This is a genomic window from Cellulomonas hominis, assembly GCF_901521055.1.
Classification (GTDB): domain Bacteria; phylum Actinomycetota; class Actinomycetes; order Actinomycetales; family Cellulomonadaceae; genus Cellulomonas; species Cellulomonas endometrii.
The window spans coordinates 1-26,565 of the sequence record NZ_CABEGA010000058.1 but is presented as its reverse complement, the minus strand read 5'-3'; the positions used below and the strand labels follow the sequence as shown (position 1 = coordinate 26,565).

Genomic DNA, 26,565 nt, shown 5'->3' with positions numbered 1-26,565 from the left:
GGGTCGCGGCGGGGGATGCGGCGGGGACCGTGGTCGTCACGGGGCGACGCACCCGGCTGCCGCGCCCGGCGCGTGCGCGTAGCGGTACAGGTGGACCGCGAGCCCGTCGGCGAACGTGTCGGTGAACGCGCCGTCGACGATCGCGAGCTCGCGGTCCTCGCCGAGCACCGTGACCGGCCCGTCGGTCGCGCACCGCAGGTCGAAGGTCACGTCCCCGGCCCCGTCCTGCGTCGCGGCGGCCAGCAGGTGCTGCTGCCCGTCGTGCACCTTCACCGCGGTGTCGACCGGCCCGTCGACGGTGACCGCCCCGTCCAGGAACGGCGCGTTCAGCGCGGGGGCGAGCTCCACGAGCTGGCGGTTCACCTCGGCGACCCACGGGCGCACCGCGTCCCCGCAGGCCTCGCGCAGCAGGTGGAACGACTCGCAGTCGCCGCCGAAGCTGTGGTTGAAGTAGACGATGCCGCGGGCGCCGTGGATCACGCTGCTCCAGACGGCCGCGCGTACCTGCGGGCCGGTGATGGTGGGGGCGTCGTCCTCTGAGAACGGGTGCCCGAGCTCGACGAACGCCCACACCGGCATGCTGCCGGCCGGCTCGACGAGCGCGCGGACCCGGTCGACGGTGGCCCCGTAGTTGGCGGCCCGCCGGCACTCCTCCGGGGACAGCGCCCGCCCGCCGGCGAGCAGCGCGCCGCCCTCGCCCGCCCCGCAGATGTTCGGGTCGGTGAACCAGTACGTGTCCACCGAGACGACGTCCTGGAACTCGTTGACGAACCGGGCGGCCTCGGCGTCCGGCAGCCAGAACGCGACGCCCTTGCCGTAGTTCGCGTAGGTGAGGCCGTTGCCGGGCAGCCGGGAGCGGATCGTGTCCTGGACGGTGTACCCGCACGCGGTCTCCTCGCCCACGGGTGCGCAGACCTCGCCCTGCCCGGGCCACAGCCCGGTCCAGTCGGCGTCCCCGGCACCCGCCCACATGTCGGGCTCGTCGGCGAGCACGAAGCCGTCGGCCAGGGGGTCGTCCCGGCCCACCATCGCGACCGCCGCGGTGCCGTCGAGCAGCGACAGGTCGGAGTCCTCGGTCAGCTCGACGTACGTGGTGAGTCCCGCCTGCTGGTCGAGCTGGACGTTGCCCGGGTCGGTGAGGCTCTCCAGCCAGACGCCCACCGGGAAGTACTCCGGGGAGGAGGGCAGCGAGGGGGCGAACTGGGCGTAGTAGCCGGCACCGCCGTCGACGGCGCGCCACGTGGGCAGGTCGTCGGGCGGCGGCTCGCTCGGGAACGGCGCGCACGCCGCCAGGCACACCGCCCCGGCCGCCACGGCCCAGCGGGCTCTCGTCCTGCGTGCGCTCACGTCCGGCTCCCCTCGGTCGTGGACCGCTCGACGAGGTCCAGCAGCGTGCGCGCACCGCGCTCGCTGGAGAACGCGGCGACCACGTGGCGGCGGGCGTGCGCACCGAGCGCGACGGCCAGCACCGGGTCGTCGGCGGCGCGCGCCAGGGCGGCGGCGATGCCGGACGGGTCGCGGGGCGGCACGAGCAGGCCGGTCACGCCGTCCTCGACCAGCGCGCCGATCCCGCCGCCCGCGCCCACCACCACGGGCAGCTCGAGCGCCATCGCCTCCATGATGGCCACGCCCAGCGGCTCGGCGTGGCTCGCCAGCGCGAACACGTGCGCGCGCTCCAGCTGGGCCCGGACCTCGTCCTCGCCGACGCTGCCGAGAAGCCGGACCCGGCCACCCAGGCCCGACCGGTCGATCAGCGCCTCGAGGTCCCGCCGGTAGCCCGCCCCGCCCTGCTCGTCCTCGCCGGCGACCACCAGCTCGACGTCCCGGCCCGCGTCGGTCAGGAGCCGCACGGCGCGGACGAGGTCGTCGTGCCCCTTGCTGGGGTTGAGCCGGCCGCAGCTGACCACCCGGAGGCGGCCGGGCGGGGCCCACGGGGCGTACGGCGCGGCCCGCGCGAACCGGACGGGGTCGACGCCCATCGGCGCGACCGCCACGACCGGCGGCAGGTCGCCGGCGAGCGCGACCGCGACGTCCCGCCGCAGGCCCTCGGTGATGACCAGCCCGAAGGCGGCGCCGCGCCACTTGCCGCGCTGGTTCCCGCCGTAGTCGGCGAGCGGGCCGTGCAGCGACAGGCTGTAGCGCAGCCCCGTGAGGGCGTGCGCGAGCGCGGCGACCTGGGCGGCGCGCCCGCACGAGTGCACGTGCAGGTGCTGCCAGCGCTCCCGCCGCGCGACGGCGGCCAGGTGCGCGGCTGCCAGCATCAGCGCCGCGGTGCGCGCGACCCCGCCGTCCGCCGCGGACGCGCGTGCCTCGCGCGCGACGTCCCGCCGCCGTGGGCCGCGCAGCGACCCGGCCAGCACCGCCACGGCGGCCGCGGCACCGCGCGGGGACCAGTCCGTGAGGTACCGCGTCCGCGCGGCCGCCGACGGCGCCCAGGCGTGCGCCGCCGCGCCCCGCGGGCGGCGGGTGGAGACCAGCACCGGCTCGGCACCGGCGCGGCGCAGCGCCGCGACCTCCCGCCAGAAGAAGGCGTGCGTCTGCCCCGGGAACTCCGGGACCAGGTAGCCGAGCACCACGCCGCGCGCGGGTCGGCTCGGCGCGCGCAGGTCCGCCGCGGGCGCGCGCGGCTCTGCCCGCACCGGGGCCGGGCCGCGGGTCATCGCCGCGTGCTCTCGTCGCGCTCCCAGCGGCCGGTCCCGCCCCGCCGCCGGACGCGGCCGAGCGTGACCAGGGCGGCGTACACCGCGGCGTCCACCGCGCCGGCCGGGGTGCGCACCGTGCGCACGAGCGCCCGCAGGGTGCCGGTCGTGCCCGCGCCGCCCCGCGAGCCCGCACGTGCGCGGACACCGGCGTTGCCGCGGTAGGTGCGCCGCAGCACCGCGAGCAGGCTCGGCACGGTGCGCGGGCCGGCCACCCGCACCGGCGGGGCGTCGACGACCACCTTCTCGTCCGGGGAGAACAGGCGGTCCACCCACAGGTCGTCGGCCACCACGTCGGGGAACGCGCCGAGCCGCGCGTGCCCGGCGGCCGACAGCCCGTAGACCCCGGCGCCCCACAGGGCGGTCCGCGTGCCGGGCAGGCGGCGCCGCGCCCGGGCGAACGCGCGCACGGGGGCGGTCGCGCCGGCCACGTCCACCTCGGCGGGCGGGCGCGCGGCCAGCCACGGCCCGTCGGCGAGCGCCCGCAGCGTCGCGGCGAGGGCGGCGGGCTCGGCCCGGACGTCGGCGTCGAGGTACACCCGGGGGAACGCGCCGGCCGCGGCGTCGCCGGCGTTCAGCGCGCGGGTCTTGGAGCTCTCCGGCAGCTCCAGCACCCGCACCCCGGGGAAGCGGCGCGCCACGTCCGCCGTGCCGTCCGAGCAGCCGTTGCAGACCACCAGCAGGTCCACCCCCGCCTGCCGGGCCCACGGGGCGATCGGCGCGAGGGTCCGGGCGATGACGGCGGCCTCGTCGTGCGCGGGGACGATCACCGCGCCGTGCACGCGCAGGTCGGCCGCCGGGGTCGCCGCCGGGCTCGACGGCGCCGGGCTCGACGGCGCCGGGCTGGTCGCCACCGGACCGCCGCGGGGCAGCGCCCGGCGCCGGGCCGGCACGAGCAGCGCGGCGACGGCGGTCCGGTGGCCGGGGTCCCACGCGCGGGCCAGCGACCCGAGCGTCGTCACGGCGAGGGTCGCACCGGCGGCGCCCACGGACCGGTGCTTGCGCGCGTACCGCACGCGGTTGACCTGCAGCAGCGCGGTGAGGTCGGGGGAGCGCCCGGAGCCGCCCTGCGCGTGCCGGACGCGCGCGGCCGGCTCGAACCACACCTCCCAGCCCGCCTCCCGGGCCCGGCGGCAGTAGTCGGTCTCCTCGGAGTACAGGAAGAACCGCTCGTCCCACGCGCCGACCGCCCGCACCGCCTCGGCCCGGACGAGCACCGCGGCGCCCGTTCCCCAGTCGACGGGGTGCGGCCACGCGTAGGCGGTCGGGTCGCGGACCGTCTCGGACAGCCACGCGGGGCGGTCGCCGAGGAACCGCCCGAGCACCGCGTCCCCGAGCGCGCGGGTGACGGACGGCTCACGGCGCAGGGAGGGCTGCGCGACGCCCTCCTCGTCCAGCAGCATCGGCAGCACCACGCCCGCCTCCGGGCGGTCCAGGCGTCGGACCATGGCCGCGACGGAGCCCGGTTCGACGACGAGGTCGGCGTTCAGCACGAGGACCGCGTCGACGTCGCCGAGCCGCTCGGTCCCCACGTTGATGCCGCCGGCGTACCCGAGGTTCCCGTGGCCGGACACGGTGAGGACGTCCTGGTGCGCGCGGGCGACGTCCAGCGTGCCGTCGGCGGACCCGTTGTCGACCACCACGACCCGCATCGCGGTGCCCGCCGCCTCCCGCCGGAGGCTGCGCAGGAGCCGGCCGAGGTGCGCCTCGTTGTCGAAGGTGACGACGACCACGCCGAGCGTCGCCGGGGCGGCACCCGCGAAGGACGGCGCGGGCGCGGCGCGGCGCTCCGCCTGCGTGGTCACGACAGCCCGGCCGGCAGGGCGAGGGCCGGGAGGGCGGGCGCCCGGGCGACGGCGCACGGCGTGAGGACGAAGCTGCGCCGTGCGAGCACGTCGTACGCGGGCGGGCCGTCGACCAGGTAGCGCCGCGCGAGGCGCCGCGGTTCCAGGGCCAGCCGCCACGCCCACTCCATCCCGTGGTCGCGCACCACCTCCGGCGCCCGCTGCACCGCTCCGGCGAGGAAGTCGACGACCGCGCCGAACGCGAGCAGGACCGACGAGCCGGTCAGCGGCCCGTAGCGGACGATCCACCGTTCCTGGCGTGGCTTGCCCAGCCCGACGACCAGGATGTCCACCTGGGCGGCCCGGACCTTCTCCGCCCAGACCCGGCAGCGCTCGGCGTCGTCGAGGTCGCCGCGGTCGGGGGACCACAGACCGCGCACGGCGAGGCCCGGGCGCTCGGAGGCGAGCGTGCGGGACAGGGCGTCGAGCACCTCGGGCCGGCCGCCGAGGAACCCGACGGTCAGGCCCCGGGACTCCGCCTCGTCCAGGACCGGGGAGATGAGGTCGCTGCCGGCCAGCCGGGGCCAGGTCCTGCCCGTCAGGTGGGCGGCGTGCCGCACGAGCGGCGCGCCGTCGAGCAGGTTCAGCCAGCGGACGGGGGGCCCGGACTGCCGCTCCCGGGCGTGCAGCGCCTCGGGGAACGTGCCGGGGAACGGCTCGCCCGCGCCCGGGTGCGCCCACACGAACGGCACCAGCGAGGAGGGCCCGTGGTAGCCGAAGTGGTGGATGTGGTCGAGGTTCGCGCTCATGACCCCGAGGGGCCACGGCGAGCCGGCGGCGGCGTGGGCGACGATGGTGGCGACGGCGTCGGAGGTCTCGAAGAGGTCGACCGGCGTCCCGCCGAGCAGGACACGCGGCCAGGCCGGGCGTGCGTTCATGCGTCACCGTCCGTGGGTGGTCGGCTGCAGCAGGGGCGCGCGGCGGCGCCCGGCCGGGAGCGGCCGCGTCGCGCGTCGAGGAGCGGGACATCGTCGTCTGGTCCTCCGGTCGCGCCCGGCGTGCGGGGCCGGACCGGCCCGGCCGGCACGCACCGCCCCGGGGGCGGTGCGCCGGCCAGGACCCGCTGCCGGATCCGCTAAACGGACATTTCAGACATCTCGGACACGAGGACCATAGGTGCTGGGCCGTCCGGGGGACAAGGGTCGTTTCCCCGTCACCCTCCCGGGTGAGATTCGCCCGGGTGAAAACCGCGTGGCGCCGGTCAGTTCCAGTCGTCGATCTTCAGGTCGTGCGGCGCCGGGCGGCCCGCGCCCGTCTCGACCAGCTCACGCAGGCTGAGCAGGAACGTCGCCCACTTCGTGCTGCAGTGGTGCATGAACTCGACCGGCTCCGCCCAGCCCTCGTGGCGGAACAGCACGACGGTCTGCCCGTCGCCGCCGCCGAGCCGGAAGTCCACGGACGTCCCGACCCACTCCGGCGGTCCCTCGAGCACGCGCCACCGGACGTGCGTGCAGGGCTCCGCGTCGGCCACGTCGAGCACGTACGGCTCGGGCGCGGCGTCGAACCGCAGCGTGATCCGCCCGCCCGGCCCCGCCTCGCTCTCCGTCCCGGCCGTCCACCAGCCCGCCACGCCCTCGCTCGTCGTGAGCGCGGCGTACACGTCGTGCGCGGACGCCCGCACGCCCACCCGGTGCAGGATGTCGACCATCTCAGTCCCCCTCCGTCGTCACGGCGCGGTCGCCCGCGCCGTCCTGTGCCGCCTGGACCGCCTCGGCGATCCGCTTGATGCGCTGGAGCCGTGCGTCCCACGTGCGGCCGACCGCGTCCAGCTGCGCGACGGCGCGCTCCAGCTGGGCGTCGTCGACGCGGTACCGCTTCTCCCGCCCGGCGGCGGTGGCGTGCACCAGGCCGGCGCGGTCGAGGACGGCGAGGTGCTTCGCGACCGCCTGGCGCGTCACCGGCAGCCGCTCGCTCAGCGACGTCGCGGTGCCGTCGCCGTCCGCGAGCAGCAGGTCGAGCAAGCGGCGCCGCGTCGGGTCGCCGACGGCGGACCAGAGCCCGTCGTCCACGCCGGTCACCGGGGCACCGCCAGCCGCGCGACGTACGCCCCGAGGCGGGGGACGAACCAGTCCCAGCCCGCCACGTGCTCGGCGTACTGCTGCTCCAGGACGGCGACCTCCCAGCCGCGCTCCCGGAAGCCCGTCTCGGTCATCCGCACGAGCGTGCCGGACCCCGACGGGACGAGCTCGAAAGTCACCAGCAGGGAGTTGCCGGGGCCGGCGGTGGCGCCCTCCGGGTGGGTCCAGCGGAAGGAGAACGTGCGCGGCGGCTCCGCCTCGACGACCGTCAGCCGCTCGACGGTCGCGTCCGGCCCGCCCCGCTCGCCGAACACGATCTCGCCCTCGGCACCCGGGACCGCCTCCCCGAGCACCGCGTCGTCCGGCCACCACTCCCGCAGGTGCTCCGGCCGGCTGACCACCTCGTAGACCACCTCGGGGGAGGCCTCGACGTGGATCTCCCGCTCGATGCTGCCCGGCTCCGTACCGCGTTCCACGACGACCTCCTGGATCGGCAACCATGTGTTGCGCGTCAACGTACGCCCGTGCCGAGCCCGTGCGCAACCGTCGGTTGCGCGGGAGCACCTACCCAACGACCGACCCCGGTGCTGCCCTCGGCAGAAAAGGGCTGTGCGTGTCGGTGGGGGTGCGTAGCCTTCGTCGGAGCCGATCCCGGGCGGCGCCCCCCCAGCCTCCCGCGGTCGTGGAGCTCGCCGCCCCCCACCTAGGAGACCCCGTGCTCGGACGACTGCTGATGCGCTACCTGCGCCCCTACCGATGGCTCCTGGCCGGCGTGCTGGTGTTCCAGCTCGGCTCGGCCCTGGCCATGCTGTACCTGCCCAGCCTGAACGCGGACATCATCGACCGCGGGGTCGCGCGCGGGGACACCGGGTACATCTGGCGGACCGGGGCGTTCATGCTCACGGTGTCGCTGGGGCAGATCGTCGCGGCCGTGATCGCGACCTACTTCGCCGCGCGCGCCGCCATGCAGGTGGGGCGCGACATCCGCGACGACGTGTTCGCCCAGGTCAGCGGCTTCTCGGAGCGGGAGATCTCCCGGTTCGGCGCCGGCTCGCTGATCACCCGCAACACGAACGACGTCCAGCAGGTGCAGATGCTCGCGATGATGGGCGCGACCATGCTGGTCACCGCGCCGCTGCTCGCGATCGGCGGCGTCGTCATGGCGCTGCGCCAGGACGTCGGGCTGTCGTGGCTGATCGCGGTCTCCGTGCCGACGCTGCTCGTGATCGCCGGGGCGGTGATCAGCCGGATGGTGCCGCTGTTCCGGTCCTACCAGACCAAGCTCGACGCGGTGAACCGCATCATGCGCGAGCAGCTCACCGGGGTCCGGGTCGTGCGCGCGTTCGTCCGCGAGGACATCGAGGCCGGGCGGTTCCGGGTCGCGAACACCGACATCATGGTCGTCGGCCGCAAGATCGGCTCGCTGTTCGTGGTGCTGTTCCCGCTCGCGATGCTCGTGCTCAACGTGACCGTCGTCGGGGTCATCTGGTTCGGCGGCATCGAGGTCGACGCGGGGAACGTGGAGATCGGCACGCTGCTGGCCTTCATGCAGTACATCGGCCAGATCCTCATGGGCGTGCTGATGGCCTCCTTCATGACGGTGATGATCCCGCGCGCCGCCGTGTCGGCCGAGCGCATCACCGAGGTCCTGCAGAGCCGGTCCACCCTGGCCGAGCCCGCCGAGCCGGTGCGCACGGTCCCGCGGCCCGGGGAGATCGCGTTCGAGGGCGTCACGTTCGCCTACCCGGAGGCCGAGCACCCGGTGCTCTCCGGCATCACCTTCGCGGCGCAGCCCGGTCAGACCGTCGCGATCATCGGCTCGACCGGCGCCGGCAAGACGACGCTCGTGTCGCTGATCCCGCGCCTGTTCGACGCCACCGGCGGCACCGTGCGCGTCGGCGGCGTGGACGTGCGCGACGTGGAGCTCGAGACGCTGTGGTCCGGCATCGGCCTGGTGCCCCAGCGCCCGTTCCTGTTCGCCGGGACCGTCGCGTCGAACCTCCGGCTCGGCCAGGAGGACGCGACCGACGAGGACCTCTGGCACGCGCTCGAGATCGCGCAGGCCAGCGACTTCGTCGCCCAGATGGACGGCGGGCTCGAGGCCCGGATCGCCCAGGGCGGCACCAACGTCTCCGGCGGTCAGCGGCAGCGGCTCGCCATCGCCCGCGCGATCGTGCGGCGCCCGCACGTCCTCGTGTTCGACGACTCGTTCTCCGCGCTCGACCTCGCGACCGACGCCCGGTTGCGGCAGGCGCTGTGGCGCGAGCTGCCCGACGTCACCAAGATCGTCGTGGCCCAGCGCGTGTCCACCGTGACCGGCGCGGACGCCATCCTCGTGCTCGACGACGGACGGGTGGCCGGGCTCGGCACCCACGACGAGCTGCTCCAGTCCAACCAGACCTACCGCGAGATCGCGGAGTCCCAGCTCGCGGTGGAGGCCGGCGCATGAGCGAGAAGACCGCCCAGCGGGAGCCCGAGCTCACCGAGGAGGAGAAGCTCGAGATCGAGCTCGGGGAGCAGGCCCGGATCGCGTCCGACTCCTGGGAGGGTGTCGCGCCCGGCAAGGCCGACAACTTCAAGGAGTCGTTCGGCCGCATGATCGGGCTGCTGAGCCCGTACAAGGTCGCGCTGGTCGCCGTCACGCTCATGGGCGCGGCGGGCGTGGTGCTGACCGTCCTCGCCCCGCGCATCCTGGGGCGCGCGACCGACGTGGTGTTCCAGGGGTTCATCTCCCGGCAGCTGCCGGCGGGGATCACCCAGGAGCAGGCCGTCGAGGGGCTGCGCGCCGACGGCCAGGACCAGCTCGCGGGCATGGTCGCCGCGATGGACCAGCTCGTGCCGGGCGCCGGCATCGACTTCGACAAGCTCGGCAGCCTGCTGACGACCGTGCTGGCGCTCTACGTGGCCGCCGCGCTGCTCACCTGGCTGCAGGGCTACATCATCAACGTCGTCATGGTCCGCGCGATGTGGCGGCTGCGCGAGCAGGTCGAGGCCAAGATCAACCGGCTGCCCCTGGCGTACTTCGACCGGGTGCAGCGCGGTGAGCTGATCTCCCGGGTCACGAACGACATCGACAACATCACGCAGACCATGCAGCAGTCGCTGTCCAGCGCGCTGACGTCCATCCTCACCGTCATCGGCGTGCTGGTGATGATGTTCTCGATCTCCTGGCAGCTCGCGCTGGTCGCGCTGGTGGCCCTGCCGCTGATGGGCGTGATCTTCGGGATCATCGGGCCGAAGTCGCAGAAGGCCTTCGGGATCCAGTGGCGCAAGGTCGGCCGGCTGAACGCACGCGTCGAGGAGTCGTTCTCCGGGCACGCCCTGGTCAAGGTGTTCGGCCGCCAGCGCGACTTCGCGGACCGGTTCAAGGAGGAGAACGAGGAGCTGTACAAGGCCTCGTTCAAGGCCCAGTTCCTGTCCGGGATCATCTGGCCGGGCATGTCGTTCGTCGGCAACCTCACGTACGTCGGCATCGCGGTGCTCGGCGGGCTGATGGTGGCGAACGGGACCATGCGCCTGGGCAGCGTGCAGGCGTTCATCCAGTACTCGCAGATGTTCACGCAGCCGCTCTCGGAGCTCGGCGGGATGGCCGCGGTCGTGCAGTCCGGCACGGCCTCCGCCGAGCGCGTGTTCCAGCTGCTCGACGAGGACGAGCAGCACCCGGACGCCGGCGACGCGCCGGCACCCGCCGAGGGCGACGGCACCATCGAGTTCGACCACGTCGCCTTCTCCTACAGCCCCGAGCACCCGCTGATCACCGACCTGTCGTTCACGGTGCGCCCCGGGCAGACCGTCGCCATCGTCGGACCGACCGGCGCCGGCAAGACGACCCTGGTCAACCTGCTCATGCGGTTCTACGAGCTGGACGGCGGGCGCATCCTCGTCAACGGCCAGGACATCGCGACGCTGAGCCGGCACGACGCCCGGGCCCGCACCGGCATGGTCCTCCAGGACCCCTGGCTGTTCGCCGGGAGCATCCGGGAGAACATCCGGTACGGGCGGCAGACCGCCACCGACGAGGAGGTGCTGGCCGCGGCCCGCGCCACGTACGTCGACCGCTTCGTGCACTCGCTGCCCCAGGGCTACGACACGGTGCTCGAGGAGGACGCCGCGAACCTGTCGGCGGGGGAGAAGCAGCTCATCACGATCGCCCGCGCGTTCGTCGCGCAGCCCTCGGTGCTGATCCTCGACGAGGCCACCTCGTCCGTCGACACCCGCACCGAGCGGCTCCTGCAGCAGGCGATGGCCTCGCTGCGGGCCGGGCGCACGTCGTTCGTGATCGCGCACCGGCTGTCCACGATCCGCGACGCGGACCTCATCCTCGTGATGGAGCAGGGCGCGATCGTCGAGAAGGGCAACCACGACGAGCTCATCGCGGCCGGCGGCGCGTACCACCGGCTCTACCAGTCGCAGTTCGCCGGCGCCGTGGTGGAGGAGAACGCCTGACCGCGCGGGTCGACGTACGGGCGGGGCAGGATGGCGGCATGGACCGCCGCACTCCTGCCCCGCCCGACGTCGCCCCGACCGCGAACCAGGCCCGCGCCGCCCGGCGACGTGGTCCGCTCGCGGGCGTGCCCACGGCGGTGCCGGCGGCCGTGACGCTCGTGCTCGGGTTCGCGGTCGCGCAGGGCACCGGCGTGCGGGCGCTCGGCGGCCTCGTGCTGCTCGCGGGTGTCGCGTGGTGCGCGTGGCGTGCCCTGCCCGCCTCGGGGGTGCTCCGCGTGACGGCGGTCGTGGTGCTCGGCGCCGTCTTCTTCGTGGCGTCGCACCTGCTGGCCGACACGCTCGGGGCCTGGCCGTCGGTGCTGCTCGCCGCGGCGGTGCTGGGCGCCGGGACCGCCCTGCTGCTCGACCGTGCCCGGGGTGAGGGCTAGGGCCCGGTACGGCTCAGGCCGGCCGGCCGGTCGCCGGGTCGCGGTCCGTGACGCAGTAGCGGCGGCCCGTCGGGTCGACCAGGACCGTCCACTGCGCGCGGACCTGCTCCACCCGGGCGCCGAGGGCCACGTGCCGGGCCGTCTCGGCCTCCCGGTCGTCGCACGCCAGGTCGAGGTGCGCGCGCACCGTCCCCGTCGGCTCGTCCAGCCGCTGCAGCAGGATGCGGAGCGGCTGCCCGGACGGCCGCACCAGCGGGACCAGCTCGTCCTCCGGGTCCGACGGCTGCTCCTCCCAGCCGGTGACCGTCGCCCAGAACCGGCGCTCGGCGGCCCAGTGCTCCGCCGGGACGTCCACCGCGTACTGGTCCAGCAGGCTCGTCCACCGGCGCCCGCCCGGGGCGTCCCAGGCCACGGCTGCCGGGCGGTGCCGCTCGGAGACGGTGACGAAGCAGAACGGCATCCCGCCGGGCGACGTCAGGACGACGTGGTCGGAGGCGGCCACCTCCCGGGCGCCCGCGCGGACCGCGGCGTCGGCCGACGCCCGGACGTCCGCGACGTGCAGGTCCAGGTGCACGCCCGGCCCGCCGTCCTGCGTCCGCTGCGCACGGAGGAACGGGTCGCCGTCGCGCGGCACCAGCGTCACGAACTCGCCGTCCGGGCCGCGGCGCGACGACAGCGTGGTGGCGGTGACCGCCTGCCAGTACGCGAGCGTGCGGTCCCACGCGTCGGCGGGGCCGTCGAGGAACGCGGTCGTCCACAGGATCATGCGCCGACCGTAGTGCGGCCCGGCGGGCGCGCAGGCCACCCGGCGGGCCGCGCGACGCGACAAAACGCTTCGGGCCTGTCGGACCTGCGGCCTAGGGTCGACGCACGATGATCGAGGCCCCCACCGCACCGCCCACCGACCGCACGCGCGCCGCCGGCACGTCCGGCCCGCCCGCCGATCCCGCGCGGCGGCTCGACTGGCGCCGCCTGCGCGGCCCGGTCGCGGTGCTCGCGCTGCTGGCCCTCACCGTCGGCGCCGTCGGGTCCGCGCTCGGCACGGTGGTCGCCGGCCGGATCGCCGAGGAGCCGACGGCCGCGGGCGTGGCCCTCCTCGCGCTGTGCCTCGTGGGCGCCGCGCTGGTCGACACGGTCGGGCAGGTCGGGTGGGCCGGCGTGGTGGACCGCGCCGAGGGCAGGCTGCGCGGCGACCTGCTCAGCGCGGCCCTGCACCAGCCGCTCGAGACGCTCACCGAGCAGGCGGTCGGGGAGGTGCTGGACCGCGTGGACGACGACACGCACGCCGTCGGCACGCTCGTCCGCCGCCAGCTGTGGGGCGCGGGGCGCACCGTCGCCGGCGTGCTGCCGATGTGGGTGGTCGCGGGCGTCACGTGGTGGCCCGCGTGGCTGCTGTTCCCGCTGCTGGGGGCGCTCACGCTGCTCGTGGTGCGTCCGTCGCTCGGGGAGATCGCGCGCCGCAAGGTCGTGGAGGAGCGCGCGTGGACGGACAACGCCGCCGCGTTCGAGGAGGCCGTGGCCGCCCGCGACGACCTGCGCACGAGCCGCGGCCAGGCGTTCGCGGTCCGGCGGTTCGCGGAGGCGTCCGCCGCGGTGCACCGCACCCTCGACCAGGTGCTCGCCGTCGAGACGCGGATGACCGCGCGCGCCGGGGTGCTGCTGCACGCGCTGCTCGGCGGCGTGACCGTGGCGGGCGTGGCCCTCGCGGGGGCCGGGGACCTGTCCGTGGCGCGGCTGGTCACGCTGTTCCTGGTGACCGCGTCGTTCGTCGGGCAGTTCGACATGCTCGCCCGCCACCTCCCGGACATCCAGGAGGGCGTCGGTGCCGTCATCCGCATCCGCGAGCTCCTGGAGTCCCCGCCGGAGCCGGCCGGCGGTCGCGCCCTGCCCGAGGGGCCGCTCGACCTGGAGGTGCGCGACCTCGACTTCGCGTACACCGAGGGGGCGTTCGCGCTGCGCGGGGTCGGGCTGCGGGTGCCGGCCGGTCACACCGTCGCGCTCGTCGGCCGCACCGGGTCCGGCAAGACGACGCTGGCCTCGCTGCTGTCCCGCGCCGTGGAGCCGCCGGTGGGGTCCGTGCTGCTCGGGGGCGTCGACGTGCGCGACGTGGACCTCCAGGCGCTGCGCGCGGCCGTCGGCGTCGTCACCCAGCGCACCGAGATCCTCGCCGGCACGCTGGCCGAGAACATCGCGCTGTTCGCCGACGTGCCGCGCGGCATGGTCGAGGACGCGGTCGCCGAGCTCCGCCTGACCGACTGGGTCGCCGGCCTGCCCGACGGGCTCGACACCCTGCTCGGACCCGGGGGGACGTCGCTGTCCGCCGGCGAGGAGCAGCTCGTCGCGTTCGCCCGGCTGCTCGTGCGGGACGTGCAGGTGGTCGTGCTGGACGAGGCGACCGCCCGGATGGACCCGCTCACCGAGGCCCGGGTCGTCGCCGCGTCCGAGCGCCTGCTGGGCGGGCGCACCGGCGTGCTCGTCGCGCACCGCCTGGGGACGGTCGAGCGGGCCGAGCAGGTCGTCGTGCTCGACCACGGCCGCGTCGTGCAGCAGGGTGCACGGGAGGCGCTCGCCCGCGAGGACGGACCGTTCCGCGCGCTGCTGACCGCGAGCCGGAGCGAGGGCCACGACCTGGACGACGACGCGGACGAGCGCGCCGGTCGCCCCGGGGACCCGGACCGGGCGGACGCGGTGGACCCGACGCACGGGCTGCACCCCGTCGACGACCCCGGCTCCACCGACGGCCTCGGCTCCACCGACGGGCTCGGCTCCACCGACGGCCTCGGTGCGCCGCGCCGCACCGGCCCGCCGCCGGCGCTGTCCGACCCGGGGAGCGGCCCGAGCCTGGCCCGCGGGATCGCCCACGCCCTGTTCGTGCGGCCCCGCTGGGGGGTCGTCGGCGCCGCCCTGTTCCTGCTGTCGAGCCTGTTCGCGGCGCAGGGCGCGGTGACCGGCTTCCTGTGGGGACGCACGGTGGAGGGGCTCCAGGACGGTCGCAGCACCACCGCGCTCGTCGCGGTGCTCGTCGTCCTGCTGCTGCTCGTGGCGCCGTGCAACTCGCTGGCGTTCCGCCTGTACCCGAAGTGGTGGATCGAGCTCCTGCTGCGCGTGCGGATGTCCGTGCTCGTCGGCCAGACCCGGCAGCACCGGCTGCGCCGCACCCCTCCGGGGGAGGTCGTCGCGCGCGCCCTCGACGCCGACCGGTTCGTGCAGTACGCCGACCGGTGGGTCGACCTCGTGAACGGCCTGGTGCTCGTCGCCGTCGCGGCTCTGCTGAGCTGGTCGCTGCTGGCCGGCGGCGTGCTGCTGTCCGTGCTCGTCGTCAGCGCGGCGTGCGCCCTGATCGGCCGCCCGATCGCCGGCCGGTCCGCCACCCGGTCCGCCGCGGCCCGCGCGGTGTTCGGCCGCGCGCTCGTGTCGGCCCTCGACGCCTCGCGGACCGTCAAGCTGGCGGCGCGCACCCCGCAGGTGCACGCGCACCTGCGCTCGGTGGACTCCGGCCGGGTCCGCGCCGCGGTGTTCGAGCACCGCGTCCAGGCGGTCCTCGACGGCGTGCCGATCATCATGGTGCAGGTCGGGGTGGTCGTCGCCTGGGGCGCGCTGCTCGCGGGCGTGTGGGACCTCGGCAGCACGCTGCTGGTCGCCGGGGCGGTCGCGGGGTTCAACTGGTTCGGCGTGGTCGCGGGAGCGGTCGTCACCGAGGCGCCCGGCACGCGGTCCTGGCAGCGGGCCACCGCGACCTTCGCGGGCGGCACCGACCTGGCCGACGTGCCGGCGGGCGTGGACCTGGCGTCGGGTCGCGCCCCGCGGCCCGAGCCCGACAGCCGGGACCGGTTCGAGCGGCTGGAGCTGCGCGGCCTCGCCGCGGTGCACGACGACGGGACGATCGGCGTGCGGGACGTGGACCTCACGTTCGAGCGCGGGGAGCTCGTGCTGCTGCTGGGCCGCGTCGGCTCGGGCAAGTCCAGCCTGCTGTCGGCCCTCGCCGGCCTGATGGAGCACACCGGCCGCGTCGTCTGGAACGGCGTGGACGTCGCGGACGCCCAGCAGTTCCTGCGACCGGGCCGCGTGGCGCACGTCGCCCAGGTGCCGCGGGTCCTGTCCGGCACGTTCGCGGACAACGTGGCGCTCGACCACCCGCGGGAGGTCGCCGGCCCGCTCGACGCCGCCCGCATGTCCCAGGACGTCGCCGAGGCCGGCGGACCCGACGCGCTGGTCGGCCACCGCGGCGTGCGGCTGTCCGGCGGGCAGGTGCAGCGGCTCGCGCTCGCCCGGGCGCTCGCCACGGAGTCCGAGGTGCTGCTCGCGGACGACGTGTCCAGCGCGCTGGACGCCGCCACGGAGATCGAGCTGTGGCAGTCGCTGCGCGAGCGTGGCACGACGGTCGTCGGGTCGACGTCCAAGCGGGCCGCGCTCGCCCGCGCCGACCGGGTCGTCGTGCTCGAGGACGGAGAGGTCGCGGCCGTCGGGCCGTGGCGCGAGCTCGCGGGGCGCTGGGGGCACCTGGCCGGGTGAGGGCACGAGGCCGTGGCTAGTCTCGGGCCATGGCCACGCTCATCGCGGAAGACCTGCTGCTCCTGCTGCTCGACGACGAGAAGGGCACGTCGACGTCGTCGTACCTGGACACCGTGCTCGGCGGCGCGCTGCTGCTCGAGCTCGCCCTCGCCGACGCGGTCGTGGTGCGGGAGCGGACCAGCATCTGGTCGGGCGCGAAGGTCGTCGCCCGGCCCGGCGCGACGGTCGAGGACCCGGTCCTGCGGGCCGCCCTCGCGACGGTGGCCGACCGGGAGCGGTCCGCGAGCGACCTCGTCGGCCGGCTGGGCAAGGGGGCGAAGGACGCGCTCGCCGACCGCCTGGCGCAGCGCGGCGTGCTCGCCCGGCACGACGACCGGGTGCTCGGCCTGTTCCCGCGCACCCGGTGGCTGCCCGCCGACACGGCGCACGAGCAGGAGCTGCGCCGGGCGCTGACCGCGGTGCTCGTCCGGGGCGCGGAGCCCGACCAGCGCACCGGCGCGCTCGCCGCGCTGCTCTCGTCGGTCGACAAGGCGCCCACGGCGGTGGACCACCCCGGGGTGCCGGCGCGGGACGTGCGGCGGCGCGCGAAGCAGGTCGCCGAGGGGGCGTGGGCGGCGAAGGCGGTCAAGGACGCGATCGCCGCCTCGACGGCCGCGATCATGGCGGGCGTCACCGCGGCGACGATCACCACCACGACGACGTCGGGCTGATCCGGCGCCGCGTGCCTGGTGTGCCCCGTGCGCGTGCGGCTCGGTCGGTCAGGCGGGGTGGCGGTCGCCGAGCAGCTCCTCGATCGCCGCCACCACCTCGGGGGCGTCCGGCAGCACGCGCGGGCGGAACCGGCGGGCGACGCCGCCGGGGGCGACGAGGAACTTCTCGAAGTTCCAGGTGACGCGCCCGGCCTTCCCGGTGTCGTCCGGGATCCGCGTGAGCTCGCGGTAGAGCGGGTGCGCCCCGCGGCCGTTGAGCTTGACCTTCTCCGTCATCGGGAAGGTCGCGCCCCACGTGGTCGAGCAGTACTCCGCGATCGCGTCCTCGGAGCCGAGCTCCTGCAGGAACTGGTTGCTCGGGACGCCGACGACCGTGAACCCCTCCGGCCCGTACGCGGTGTGCAGCGCCTCGAGCTGCTCGTACTGGGGCGCGAGCCCGCACCGCGAGGCGACGTTGACGACCAGCGCCACCCGCCCGCCGGTCAGCTCGCCGAACGTGGTGTCCTGCCCGCGGAGCGTCCGGACCGGGATGTCGTCGAGCTGCATGGGGTCATCCTGCGCCCGTGCGGTGGCGCACCGCCAGCGGCCGGCCGCGCGACCACCACCCGGGTGCGGCTCGATACGCTCGCACAGACCCCCATCCCCGTACCGGAGGACCGGCCCCGTGGCTTCCTGGCAGACGCACGGCTCGACGACCGTCTACGAGAACGCGTGGATCCGCGTGCGCGAGGACCAGGTCACCCGGCCGGACGGCGGCAGCGGCATCTACGGCGTCGTCGAGGTGCGGCACCCGGCGGTGTTCGTCGTCCCGGTGACGGACGACGACGAGGTCGTGCTGGTCGAGCTGGAGCGGTACACGACCGGGGCCCTGTCGCTGGAGGTGCCGGCGGGCGGCTCGGACGGGGAGGAGCCGCTGGTCGCGGCCCGGCGCGAGCTGCTGGAGGAGACCGGCCTGCTGGCGGACGAGTGGCGGGACCTCGGCGCGGTGTTCTCGCTCAACGGCGTGTGCCACGCACCGGGCCGGGTGCTGCTGGCCCGCGGGCTGCACGCGCCGGTCGAGGCGGAGGGCCAGCACGAGGAGGGCATCGTCGGGACGCGGGTGCTGCCCTGGCCGAAGGTGCTCGGGCTCGTGCGCGACGGGACGATCACCGACGGGGAGTCGGTGGCGGCGCTGATGTACGCGGCGATCGCCCTGGGCCGGGTGGCCTGAGCCGGGTCTAGCCGCCAGCTCGTCGCCACGCCTCGAGCAGGTCCACGAGCTCGATCAGCGAGGCGCGCTGCGCTGCGGTCGCGCGGGGGTCGCTCAGCAGCGCGGTGGCCAGCTCGCGAGCGTGCTCCCGAGCCTCCGGCGTCAGCCGGTCGCCCCACATGCCCCCGATGATGGTCACGTTCAGCTCGTCGACGTCGAACGCCGCGTCGTAGTCGGCGTCCGTGAGGTCGTGCTGGGACGGATCCGGGTACTGGTCCTTCACCGCGCCGGCAGCACGGAGGGTGTCCGCCAGCAGGGGCGGCCGCACCGCTCGGCGCGACCGGCCACGGCTCGTCATCGGGCACCGGCGCGTCGCTCGACCACGGCGGGCGCGGGGATCACGACATGGGTGCGCACGGCTCCGCTCCTCTCGTCCGCAGGATGCGGCCTGGGGACGCTATGGCACCGACCTGCGTCGAGACGCGTGAACGGGTGCGATTTCACCCGTGCGGCGCAGATCGGGGACGCACGGCAGCGGCGCTCAGGACACCTTGCCCTGCAGGAGCCGGTTCCAGTAGATCGGCGGCTCGAGGTACCGGTCGAACAGCCGCAGGCTCCGCCGGGGCCGCGCGAGGTCGGGGAACCGCACGGTGGGCTCGGCGTTCCCGTCGCGGTCGAACTCCGCGAGCAGCAGCCGGCTCCCCGACGTGAGCACCGGGGCGACCGAGTAGCCGTCGTAGCGCCGCATCGGGGCGCCGGTGCGGCGGGCCTGGATGTTCCGCGCCACCACGGGCACCTGCTTGCGCAGCGCGCCGCCCGAGGACGACGTGCCGACGGTGGCCGCGTCGCCGAGGCCCCAGACGCGCGCGTGCTCGACGTGCTGGAGCGTCTCGGGATCGACGGCGACGAAGCCGTCGCTCGTGGGGGAGTCCAGGCCGCTCGCGGCCACCCAGTGGGGCGCGCGGTGCTGGGGCGCGAGGTACAGCGCGTCGTAGGTGAGCGACCCGCCGCCGACCAGGTGCAGGGTGCGGGAAGCGGAGTCGACGCGCTCGACCGTGGTGCGGGTGCGGACGTGGACGCCGAAGCGGTCGGCCGCGGCGCGCAGCTCACGGTCGGCCTCCGCGTGGTGCACGAGGGACGGGCCCTCGACCAGCAGGTCGACCTCGATGTCCCCCAGCACGCCGGCCCGGCGCCAGTGGTCCGCGGCGGCGAACAGCGGCTTCAGCCCGACGGGCGCGCAGGGGACGTGCCGGTCGGAGATGACGAAGACCGCTCGGCCGGACGTGAGGGCGGACAGCATCGTCCACGTCTTCGGTGCGAGGTCGAGCAGGTAGCTCGTCGACGCGTGCGGGGTCGCCACGGCCTCCTGCGACCCGGGGACGGCGTCCCAGTCGACGCGGGAGCCCGGGCACACCACGAGGTCCCCGTACGTCAGCTCGGTGCCGTCGGCGAGCGTGACCACCGAGCGCTCGGGGTCGACGTCCACGGCCCGGTCGCGGTACCAGTGCACGCCCTCGGGCAGCACCTCGACCTGGGGGCGGCGCAGGTCGGCGAGGGTCGCCTGACCCGACGCGACGTAGGACAGCAGCGGGCGGTAGTGGTGGATGTCCTTCGGCTCGATGACCGCCACGTCGCGGCAGCCGTCGCGCCGGACGCGACCGGCGAGGGAGAGGCCCGCGTTGCCGCCGCCGATGATGAGGACGTCGTGCCGGGGGAGCTGAGGGGACGTCATGGCCGGGCACGCTCCGCGAGGTGGGGGACGGGTCCCGAGCCACGCTAGGTGACCCCGCAGCGCCCCGCGCGGTGGGGCCGGGTCAGGCCGGACGGGGCTGGTCCGTGCCGTCCGCCGGCGGGTCGGACCGCAGCTGCCGCTCCCGCGCGCGCAGGTCGGCCTCCCAGTCGCGCAGCATGCGCTCGTGCTCGTCGTCCGAGGCGCTCAGCCCGGCGAGGAACGCGGGGTCGTCGTCGGGCGCGGCCGCGCGGGGGCGCTCGTACTCCGGGAAGCCGGCCGTCGCGGTGCTGGGCCACGCCACTCGCGGCGCCTGCGCGCCGCGCGCGGGACGCCCGGCCACCAGCCACGCGACCCCGCCCACCAGGGGCAGGAGCACGATGAGCAGGATCCAGGCGGTCTTCGACAGGTTCCGCACCAGGACCGAGTCGGTCTGGATGCAGTCCACCAGGCAGAACACGAGCAGGCCGAGCTGGATCAGGACCGGCAGCGCACGCAGCACGACGCCCCCTTCGTGAGATGACGGGGCAGGTCGGCGCCCGTCGGCGGGCACGACGGTAGGGGAGGGGGCATGCCGCTGTCCGGCGAACGGACCCCGGATCACCCGGGCGGGTGCTGGACGCCGGCTGGGCGACGACCGTGCCGGCGCAGTGCCTTTCCGGTGGCGCCGTGCCCCTCCGGTGGCGCCGGGGCGCGGACGGGCGTAGAAGAGGACCGACCCGTCCCGTCGAACGGCAGGAACCTGCGATGAAGCAGACCACCGGGCGCCTCGTCCTGCGCCGGACCGCGACCGCGCTCCTCGTCCTGGGTCTGGCGCTCGCCGGCCCACCGGCCCTGGCGGGCGGGACCCCGGGGCACGGCGGTGGCGGCGGGCACCCGGGGCACGGTGGCGGGCAGGGCGGCAGCGACGTCACCGGCACCCCGTACACGAACCCGGTCAGCGCCACGTTCGCCGACACCTACGCCGATCCCGCCGTGATCCGCGGGCAGGACGGCTGGTGGTACGCGTACGGCACGACGGACCCGCTGCGGGAGGGCGAGGGGACGCGGCACCTGCTGCCGATGTCGCGGTCGACGGACCTGGTGACGTGGGAGTACGTCGGCGACGCGTTCACGGAGGACACGCTGCCCGAGTGGGCGGACACGGACCCGGCGCGGCTCGCCGCACTGTGGGCGCCCGACATCCGCTACGTCGACGGCGAGTACCGCATGTACTACGTGGTCACGCAGACCACGGTGACCCCCGGCGCGAACGACGGGGCGATCGGCGTCGCGACGGCGCCCACGCCCACCGGGCCCTGGACCGACTCCGGGGACCCGGTCGTGGACCCGCGGCCGGGCGCCGGCGGGCCGGACGACTTCCTGTGGACGTTCGACCCGTCGCACGTGGTCGGGCCCGATGGCACGGAGCGCCTGTTCTACGGGTCCTACTACGGCGGGATCTGGGTGACCGAGCTCGACGAGACCGGCACCGAGGCGGTCGGCGCGCCCGTGCCGGTGGCGATCGACAACAAGTACGAGGGCGCGTACGTGCTGCAGCGCGACGGGTACTGGTACCTGTTCGCGTCGTCCGCGAACTGCTGCGCCGGGCCGACGACGGGCTACAGCGTGCACGTCGGGCGCTCGGAGTCGCTGGCCGGCCCCTACCTGGACCGCGAGGGCGTGCCGCTGCTGCAGTCCCGGGCCGGCGGGACCCCGGTGCTCGCGCCGAACGGCAACGCCTGGGTGGGCACGGGCCACAACGCCGTGGTGACCGACCTGGCGGGGCAGGACTGGATGGTCTACCACGCCATCGACCGCGCGGACCCGTACCTGGACGGGACGGACGGCATCAACGAGCGGCCGATGCTGATCGACCGCCTCGACTGGGTCGACGGCTGGCCGACGGTCCGGGGCGGCGCGTGGGCGTCCGAGGGCGAGCAGCCCGGCCCGGCGACCGGCGGGCGCGCGGTGACCGGCTTCGACGACGGGATCCGGCAGCCGTTCCGCGGAGCCTCGTGGGCGGCGGTGGCCGACGACCCGCAGGGCGGGCCGCACGCGGTCTCGACACGGCCCGGGACGCTCGTCACCCGGCACGCGGTCGACGGGGCCGTGCGGGTCGAGGCGGACGTCCGGCTCGACGGCGGTGCGGCGGGCGGCGTCGTCGCCGGGGTCACGGGCTCGGGCCGGGGGGACCGGTACGACGACGCGGACTGGGCGCGCGGGGACGGTGGCCGCGGGGGCCACGGCCGGCCGTCGGGCGCGAGCGCGGTCGTCGACCCCGCCGCCGGCCAGCTGGTGCTGCAGGCGGGCGGCCTGCGCGCGACCGCGCCGCTGCCGGCCGGCGTGGACTGGTCGGCCTGGCACGCGGTCGTGCTGGAGCTCGACGGGCGGACCGCGCGCGCGGAGGTGAGCCAGGCGCGGCTCGGCGACCCGCTCGCCGTCGTGACGCTCGACCTGCCGCGCCGGGTGCAGTCCGGTGCGGCCGGGGCCGTGGCGCGCGGTGCCGGCGTGCACGTCGACGACCTCAGCGCGCTCCCGCTCGCCCGCCCGGTGGGTGACCCGGTGCCGCTGCCGTCGACCGGGGCCCTGGTGGACGAGGCGACGTTCGAGGACGGGCTCGGCGACGGCTGGACGCCGCTGCGCGACCCGCAGGTGACCGTCGAGGGCGGCGACCTGGTGTGGCCGGTCGAGCAGACCGACCTGGTCGGCACGGGCAACACCGCCGGGGTCCTGCTGCGGGACGTCCCCGACGGCGACTGGACGGCGGAGACGGTGGTCGAGGTCGACCTGGGCACCGACGCGATCCGCAACTTCCAGCAGGCCGGCCTGGTGGCGTACGCCGGCGACGACCTGTTCGCCCGGCTGTCGCACGTCGCGATCTGGAACACCCGGCAGACGGAGTTCGGGTACGAGACGCCCTACGCCGGTCGGCTCCAGTACGGGGGCACGATCGTCGGCCCGCCGGCGCAGACGACGTGGCTGCGGCTCGTGCACCGCACGGACGACGCGGGCGAGCACGAGGTGCAGGCGCTCACCAGCACCGACGGCCAGACCTGGGTCGCCGGCGGGGTGTGGACCTTCCCGGCGGGCACGGACCTGCGCGTCGGTCTGGTCGCGCACGGCTGGAACGGCACCGACCCGCAGGCGACGGCCCGGTTCGAGCACCTGCGGGTGTGGGCGGACTGAGCCCGGCGGCGGACGGCGCCCGGCCCGCGTGCGACGATCCGGGCGTGGACGAGACGGACGTGTGGTCGCCGCTCGCGGCGCAGTGGGCGGCGCTGTGGGGCTCGTTCGCGGACCCGGCCCGCGCGGCCCTGCTCCGGGCGTGCCGCGTCGGTCCGGGCACCCGGGTGCTGGACGTCGGGTGCGGCAGCGGCGAGCTGCTCGCGCTCGCCGCGGCCCGCGGTGCGGTCGCCTCGGGCGCGGACGCGGCACCCGGGATGGTCGCGCTCGCGCGCCGTGCCGCCCCCGGTGCCGACGTGCGGGTGGCGCCCGCGGAGGCGCTGCCGTGGCCGGACGGCAGCGTCGACGTCGTCACCGCGGTGAACGTGCTGCAGCTGGCCGACGACCCCGCGGCGGCCCTCGCGGAGGCCGTGCGCGTCAGCGTGCCCGGCGGGCTGGTCGCCGTCGGCGGCTGGGCGGAGCGGGAGCGCAACGAGATCGACGTCGTGGAGGCCGCGCTCGCGCACGACGACGGCGAGCCCCTCGGTCCCGAGCACCCGCTGCGCGAGGAGGGACCGCTCCGGGAGCTCATGGGCTCGGCAGGCCTGGCCGTCGAGCGCGTGGAGCTCGTCGCGGTGCCGTGGCAGGCGGCGGACGACGCGGCGCTCGTGGCCGGCGTGCTGCTCGGCGAGGACGCCGCCGGGCTGGCCGAGCGGGGGCCGGTCGTCGTGGCGGCTGCCCGGCCGTACCGGACGGCGCAGGGCGGGTACCGGTTCCGCAACACGTTCCGGCTGGTGGTCGGCCGCGTCCGGGCGTGACGGGGTGGGGCGTGACGCGACCGCGCCGCGTCACCGACCGCGCCGCGTCACCGACCGCGCCGCGTCGTCGACCGCGCCGCGTCACCGGGCGAGCAGCTCCACGGCGCCGGCGAACACCGGCGGCAGCCGCACGGCCGCGGGGACCAGCGCGCCCCGCAGCGGGGAGGTCGCGGCGGCCACGAGCGTGCTGGTCAGCAGGCGGTAGTCGCGCGTCGCCGAGGACCACGCCCGCTCGTACCCCGCGGGGTCGTCCCGGTGCGCGACGGCGGCGCGCGCCTGCGCGAACCCGAGCCGCAGCCCCTCGCCGGTGAGCGCGTCGACGTACCCGGAGGCGTCGCCCACCAGCAGGACGCGGCCGGCAGTGCGGGCGCGCGTGCGCTGACGCAGCGGCCCGGCCCCGCGGTCGGCGGCGTCGACCGGGGCGCCGGCGATCCGCTCGGCCAGGGCGGGCATGCCGGCGAGCTCCGCGTCGACGTCCAGCGGGGCCGGCCCCAGGAGCGCGACGCCCACGAGGTCGGGCGCGACGGGCGTCACGTACGCCTCGGTGCGTCGCCCCCAGTGCACCTCGACCAGGTCGGTCCACGGGGCGACGCGGTAGTGCCGCCGCACGCCGAACCGCCGGCGCGGGTCGCGGGCGCCGCCGGCGGCGCTCAGGCCCCACCCGCCGGTGCCGCCGCGCGCGCCGATGCCGCCGCGCGCGCCGCGGGCCGGCACCTCCAGCCCGACGAGCCGCCGCACCGTGGAGTGCAGCCCGTCGCACGCCAGCAGCCAGCGCGCCCGCACCCCGGCGGCCGTCACGCCGTCGGCGTCCTGGTGCAGCTCGGCGACCCGGCCGGTGACCCTCCGGACCCCCAGCGCGTCGGCCCGGTCGGCGAGCGCCGCGTGCAGGACCGTGCGGCGCACCCCCCGACCGGCCGGCCCGGCGAACCGGTGCTCCGCGCGCAGGTCGCCGCGCACGTACGCGATGCCGACGAGCGGGTGCCCGGGCGGGTCCACGCCCAGGCGGTGCAGGGCCACGAGCGCCTGCGGCATGAGCCCCTCGCCGCACGCCTTGTCGACCGGCCCCTGCCGCGGCTCGACGACGAGGGCGGTCAGCCCCGCCAGCCGCGCCTCGACGGCCGCGGCCAGTCCGACCGGCCCGCCGCCGACGACGAGGACGTCGACGTCGGCGCTCACCGGCCGGCGGGCGGTGCTGTGGCCGGCGCCGGGCCGGTGGCCGCCCGGAGCGCGCGCTCCTCGGACGGGATGCGGAACCCGAGCAGGAGCACCGCGTTCAGCACGGTGAAGACCAGTGCCGTGACCCAGGCGGTGTGCACGAGGGGCAGTGCGACGCCCTCGACCACGACGGCCACGTAGTTGGGGTGCGGGATCCACCGGTACGGGCCGCGCCGCACCAGGTCGAGCCCGGGGACCACGATCACCCGGGTGTTCCACCGGTGCCCGAGCGTCGCGATGCACCACCAGCGCAGCGCCTGGCTGGCGATCACGAGCGCCAGCGCGGTCCAGCCGAGCCACGGGACGAAGGGGCGGTCGGCCAGGTGCACCTCCAGCACGCACGCGAGCAGCAGCCCGGTGTGCAACGCGACCATCGGCGGGAAGTGCCCCCGCCCGGACTCCACGCCGCCGCGCTCGAACGACCAGCGCGCGTTGCGGGCGGACACGACCAGCTCCGCCAGCCGTTCCAGCGCGGTCAGCGCCACCAGGACGTCGAACCACAGCACCGAGCTCATGCCGCCTCCTCCCCGGGCCACCGCAGGGCCACCAGTTCCGAACCGACGCCCGGGCCGAACGCCAGCACCGCGCCGAGCGCACCGGGCCCCGGCGGTGGTCCCGCGAGGGTGCCCGCCAGGACGTGCAGGACCGCGGCCGACGACAGGTTCCCCGTCCTGGCCATGACGTCGCGGCTGATCGCGAGCGCCTCGGGGGGCAGGCCCAGCGCGTCCTCGACGGCGTCGAGGATCTTCGGTCCGCCCGGGTGCACGACCCAGCGGGCGACGTCCGTGGTCGTGGCGCCCAGCGGTGCGAGCAGGGCGCCCACGTCCTCGGCGGCGTGCGCGGCGACCGTGTCGGCCATGCCGCCTGACAGCACGATGCGGAACCCCGACGAGCCGACCTGCCAGCCCAGGTCACCGGCGGTGCCCGGGTACAGGACGCTGCGCGTGCCGACGACGGACGGCCCGTCGAGCCCGAGATCCGCGGCGCGCCGGTCCCCGACCAGGACGGCCGCCGCCGCGCCGTCGCCGAACAGCCCGCAGGCCACGAGGTTCGCCGTCGAGTCGTCGTCGTGCTGCAGGGTCAGGGAGCACAGCTCCACCGACAGCAGGACGGCCACCTCGTCCGGGTGGCCGGCCAGGTGGTCGTGCACCCGGGCGAGACCCGCGGCCCCGCCCGCGCAGCCCAGGCCGAAGCTCGGCACCCGCCGCACGTCCGTCCGGAAGCCGAGCCGCTCGACCAGCAGGGCGTCGAGCGACGGCGCCGACACACCGGTCACGGTCGTGAAGAACAGGTGGTCCACGTCCGCGGGGCGCAGGCCGACCGTGCGCAGGGCGTCCAGCACGGCGCGGGCTGCGAGCTCGGCGCCCTCGCGCAGGAACACGTCGTTGGTCTCGGTGAAGGACGACAGGCCCGCGTACTTCTCCAGCGGGAGCACGAGGTGCCGCGTGTCGATGCCGCTCGACGCGTGCACCCGTTCGAGCAGCGCCCGGCGGCGGGGGTCCCGCGTCACCAGCCCGCTGATCTCGGCGGTGATCTCCGACTGCCGGTACGCGTGCTCGGGAAGCACCGGGGCGACGGACACGACGCGTGACATGCCCGGATCCTCTCGCGGGGCCTCGCGGCACGCGACTGGGAGGGGCGACGGCACGCGACTGGGAGCGCCGCGGCACGCGACCGGACGGCCTCGCGGGCGTCAGCCGGTCGCGACCAGCAGCACGACGGCGACCCCGGCGACGAGCATCGCCGCGGTGAACGGCCACCGGCCGCCCGAGCCTGCGCACGCGGCCATCACCGCCGCCCCGGCGGGGCCCCC

Annotated in this window: 23 protein-coding genes; 8 read left to right on the top strand and 15 right to left on the bottom strand. The window is 76.2% G+C overall.

Annotated features, from left to right (window positions below; all coding sequences use genetic code 11):
• Positions 1-36: 36 nt before the first annotated feature.
• The 7 genes from KJP73_RS14855 to KJP73_RS14825 form a co-directional block, all read right to left on the bottom strand.
• Entirely contained in the window at positions 37-1,347 is a 1,311-nt protein-coding gene (locus tag KJP73_RS14855) for a hypothetical protein (protein WP_249669421.1), read from the bottom strand.
• Positions 1,344-2,660, bottom strand: coding sequence for an exopolysaccharide biosynthesis GT4 family glycosyltransferase EpsE (gene epsE, locus KJP73_RS14850; RefSeq protein WP_213283651.1), 1,317 nt, complete (start codon positions 2,658-2,660; stop codon positions 1,344-1,346). Before epsE ends, KJP73_RS14855 begins: the two co-directional genes overlap by 4 nt.
• Positions 2,657-4,504 carry a glycosyltransferase family 2 protein gene (locus KJP73_RS14845; RefSeq protein WP_213283650.1) on the bottom strand — a complete coding sequence of 616 codons (1,848 nt, stop codon included), beginning with the start codon at positions 4,502-4,504 and terminating at the stop codon, positions 2,657-2,659. The genes epsE and KJP73_RS14845 overlap by 4 nt, the downstream gene beginning before the upstream one ends.
• Positions 4,501-5,421 carry a WecB/TagA/CpsF family glycosyltransferase gene (locus tag KJP73_RS14840; protein ID WP_213283649.1) on the bottom strand — a complete coding sequence of 307 codons (921 nt, stop codon included), beginning with the start codon at positions 5,419-5,421 and terminating at the stop codon, positions 4,501-4,503. Before KJP73_RS14840 ends, KJP73_RS14845 begins: the two co-directional genes overlap by 4 nt.
• Positions 5,422-5,744: 323 nt before the next feature.
• Entirely contained in the window at positions 5,745-6,191 is a 447-nt protein-coding gene (locus KJP73_RS14835) for an SRPBCC family protein (protein ID WP_213283648.1), read from the bottom strand.
• Position 6,192: 1 nt separating this feature from the next.
• Positions 6,193-6,561, bottom strand: coding sequence for an ArsR/SmtB family transcription factor (locus KJP73_RS14830; RefSeq protein ID WP_213283647.1), 369 nt, complete (start codon positions 6,559-6,561; stop codon positions 6,193-6,195).
• Positions 6,558-7,037: an SRPBCC domain-containing protein gene (locus KJP73_RS14825; protein WP_213283646.1), complete on the bottom strand. Its 480-nt coding sequence runs from the start codon at positions 7,035-7,037 to the stop codon at positions 6,558-6,560. Before KJP73_RS14825 ends, KJP73_RS14830 begins: the two co-directional genes overlap by 4 nt.
• A gap of 239 nt (positions 7,038-7,276) precedes the next feature.
• Here KJP73_RS14825 and KJP73_RS14820 point away from each other — a divergent pair, with 239 nt between their 5' ends.
• Genes KJP73_RS14820 through KJP73_RS14810 form a run of 3 tightly spaced genes read left to right on the top strand, consistent with a single transcriptional unit; the run spans position 7,277 to position 11,435 of the window.
• The gene (locus tag KJP73_RS14820) at positions 7,277-9,010 is read left to right on the top strand and encodes an ABC transporter ATP-binding protein (protein WP_213283645.1); all 1,734 of its coding nucleotides are present in this window, start codon (positions 7,277-7,279) and stop codon (positions 9,008-9,010) included.
• Complete coding sequence (locus KJP73_RS14815) at positions 9,007-11,007, top strand: ABC transporter ATP-binding protein (RefSeq protein WP_213283644.1); 2,001 nt, start codon at positions 9,007-9,009, stop codon at positions 11,005-11,007. The genes KJP73_RS14820 and KJP73_RS14815 overlap by 4 nt, the downstream gene beginning before the upstream one ends.
• A 38-nt stretch (positions 11,008-11,045) precedes the next feature.
• Entirely contained in the window at positions 11,046-11,435 is a 390-nt protein-coding gene (locus KJP73_RS14810; protein WP_249669420.1) for a hypothetical protein, read from the top strand.
• A 13-nt stretch (positions 11,436-11,448) separates the two neighbouring features.
• Here the strand turns inward: KJP73_RS14810 and KJP73_RS14805 are convergent, their stop codons facing one another.
• Positions 11,449-12,201 carry a VOC family protein gene (locus tag KJP73_RS14805; protein WP_213283643.1) on the bottom strand — a complete coding sequence of 251 codons (753 nt, stop codon included), beginning with the start codon at positions 12,199-12,201 and terminating at the stop codon, positions 11,449-11,451.
• A 107-nt stretch (positions 12,202-12,308) separates the two neighbouring features.
• On the opposite strand from KJP73_RS14805, the gene KJP73_RS14800 reads away from it, so the two are divergent.
• Positions 12,309-15,947, top strand: coding sequence for an ATP-binding cassette domain-containing protein (locus tag KJP73_RS14800; RefSeq protein ID WP_213283642.1), 3,639 nt, complete (start codon positions 12,309-12,311; stop codon positions 15,945-15,947).
• 29 nt (positions 15,948-15,976) lie between these two features.
• Positions 15,977-16,657 carry a GOLPH3/VPS74 family protein gene (locus KJP73_RS14795; protein ID WP_213283641.1) on the top strand — a complete coding sequence of 227 codons (681 nt, stop codon included), beginning with the start codon at positions 15,977-15,979 and terminating at the stop codon, positions 16,655-16,657.
• A 48-nt stretch (positions 16,658-16,705) separates the two neighbouring features.
• On the opposite strand, the gene KJP73_RS14790 is transcribed toward KJP73_RS14795, so the two are convergent.
• Positions 16,706-17,203, bottom strand: a complete 498-nt coding sequence (locus KJP73_RS14790; protein WP_213283640.1) for a glutathione peroxidase — start codon at positions 17,201-17,203, stop codon at positions 16,706-16,708.
• A 118-nt stretch (positions 17,204-17,321) separates the two neighbouring features.
• Between KJP73_RS14790 and KJP73_RS14785 the strand changes: the two genes are divergently transcribed.
• On the top strand, positions 17,322-17,867 hold the full coding sequence (locus KJP73_RS14785; protein WP_249669419.1) for an NUDIX domain-containing protein: 546 nt from the start codon (positions 17,322-17,324) through the stop codon (positions 17,865-17,867).
• 7 nt (positions 17,868-17,874) lie between these two features.
• Here the strand turns inward: KJP73_RS14785 and KJP73_RS14780 are convergent, their stop codons facing one another.
• From KJP73_RS14780 to KJP73_RS14770, 3 genes are all read right to left on the bottom strand, one after another.
• On the bottom strand, positions 17,875-18,204 hold the full coding sequence (locus KJP73_RS14780) for a hypothetical protein (protein WP_213283638.1): 330 nt from the start codon (positions 18,202-18,204) through the stop codon (positions 17,875-17,877).
• 183 nt (positions 18,205-18,387) lie between these two features.
• Positions 18,388-19,578, bottom strand: coding sequence for an NAD(P)/FAD-dependent oxidoreductase (locus tag KJP73_RS14775; protein WP_213283637.1), 1,191 nt, complete (start codon positions 19,576-19,578; stop codon positions 18,388-18,390).
• A gap of 82 nt (positions 19,579-19,660) precedes the next feature.
• Positions 19,661-20,077 carry a PLDc N-terminal domain-containing protein gene (locus KJP73_RS14770; RefSeq protein WP_213283636.1) on the bottom strand — a complete coding sequence of 139 codons (417 nt, stop codon included), beginning with the start codon at positions 20,075-20,077 and terminating at the stop codon, positions 19,661-19,663.
• A 245-nt stretch (positions 20,078-20,322) separates the two neighbouring features.
• Between KJP73_RS14770 and KJP73_RS14765 the strand changes: the two genes are divergently transcribed.
• Positions 20,323-22,743, top strand: a complete 2,421-nt coding sequence (locus tag KJP73_RS14765; protein ID WP_213283635.1) for a family 43 glycosylhydrolase — start codon at positions 20,323-20,325, stop codon at positions 22,741-22,743.
• 44 nt (positions 22,744-22,787) lie between these two features.
• Positions 22,788-23,537 (top strand): class I SAM-dependent methyltransferase, encoded by a 750-nt coding sequence (locus KJP73_RS14760; RefSeq protein ID WP_213283634.1) that lies wholly within the window; start codon positions 22,788-22,790, stop codon positions 23,535-23,537.
• A gap of 81 nt (positions 23,538-23,618) precedes the next feature.
• Here KJP73_RS14760 and KJP73_RS14755 read toward each other — a convergent pair whose 3' ends face one another.
• From KJP73_RS14755 to KJP73_RS14745, 3 genes are read right to left on the bottom strand one after another with little or no spacing between them, the layout of a single operon-like run.
• Positions 23,619-24,713: an NAD(P)/FAD-dependent oxidoreductase gene (locus tag KJP73_RS14755; RefSeq protein WP_213283633.1), complete on the bottom strand. Its 1,095-nt coding sequence runs from the start codon at positions 24,711-24,713 to the stop codon at positions 23,619-23,621.
• Complete coding sequence (locus KJP73_RS14750) at positions 24,710-25,267, bottom strand: isoprenylcysteine carboxyl methyltransferase family protein (RefSeq protein WP_213283632.1); 558 nt, start codon at positions 25,265-25,267, stop codon at positions 24,710-24,712. The genes KJP73_RS14755 and KJP73_RS14750 overlap by 4 nt, the downstream gene beginning before the upstream one ends.
• On the bottom strand, positions 25,264-26,346 hold the full coding sequence (locus KJP73_RS14745) for a type III polyketide synthase (protein ID WP_213283631.1): 1,083 nt from the start codon (positions 26,344-26,346) through the stop codon (positions 25,264-25,266). Before KJP73_RS14745 ends, KJP73_RS14750 begins: the two co-directional genes overlap by 4 nt.
• Positions 26,347-26,565 lie beyond the last annotated feature (219 nt).

Bases quoted from the DNA above. Each gene is read 5' to 3' on its own strand.
- KJP73_RS14835 (WP_213283648.1), bottom strand. From the start codon at position 6,191: ATGGTCGACATCCTGCACCGGGTGGGCGTGCGGGCGTCCGCGCACGAC.
- KJP73_RS14805 (WP_213283643.1), bottom strand. From the start codon at position 12,201: ATGATCCTGTGGACGACCGCGTTCCTCGACGGCCCCGCCGACGCGTGG.
- KJP73_RS14765 (WP_213283635.1), top strand. From the start codon at position 20,323: ATGAAGCAGACCACCGGGCGCCTCGTCCTGCGCCGGACCGCGACCGCG.
- KJP73_RS14745 (WP_213283631.1), bottom strand. From the start codon at position 26,346: ATGTCACGCGTCGTGTCCGTCGCCCCGGTGCTTCCCGAGCACGCGTAC.
- KJP73_RS14810 (WP_249669420.1), top strand. From the start codon at position 11,046: ATGGACCGCCGCACTCCTGCCCCGCCCGACGTCGCCCCGACCGCGAAC.
- KJP73_RS14815 (WP_213283644.1), top strand. From the start codon at position 9,007: ATGAGCGAGAAGACCGCCCAGCGGGAGCCCGAGCTCACCGAGGAGGAG.
- epsE (WP_213283651.1), bottom strand. From the start codon at position 2,660: ATGACCCGCGGCCCGGCCCCGGTGCGGGCAGAGCCGCGCGCGCCCGCG.
- KJP73_RS14775 (WP_213283637.1), bottom strand. From the start codon at position 19,578: ATGACGTCCCCTCAGCTCCCCCGGCACGACGTCCTCATCATCGGCGGC.
- KJP73_RS14840 (WP_213283649.1), bottom strand. From the start codon at position 5,421: ATGAACGCACGCCCGGCCTGGCCGCGTGTCCTGCTCGGCGGGACGCCG.
- KJP73_RS14795 (WP_213283641.1), top strand. From the start codon at position 15,977: ATGGCCACGCTCATCGCGGAAGACCTGCTGCTCCTGCTGCTCGACGAC.
- KJP73_RS14750 (WP_213283632.1), bottom strand. From the start codon at position 25,267: ATGAGCTCGGTGCTGTGGTTCGACGTCCTGGTGGCGCTGACCGCGCTG.
- KJP73_RS14790 (WP_213283640.1), bottom strand. From the start codon at position 17,203: ATGCAGCTCGACGACATCCCGGTCCGGACGCTCCGCGGGCAGGACACC.
- KJP73_RS14780 (WP_213283638.1), bottom strand. From the start codon at position 18,204: ATGACGAGCCGTGGCCGGTCGCGCCGAGCGGTGCGGCCGCCCCTGCTG.
- KJP73_RS14800 (WP_213283642.1), top strand. From the start codon at position 12,309: ATGATCGAGGCCCCCACCGCACCGCCCACCGACCGCACGCGCGCCGCC.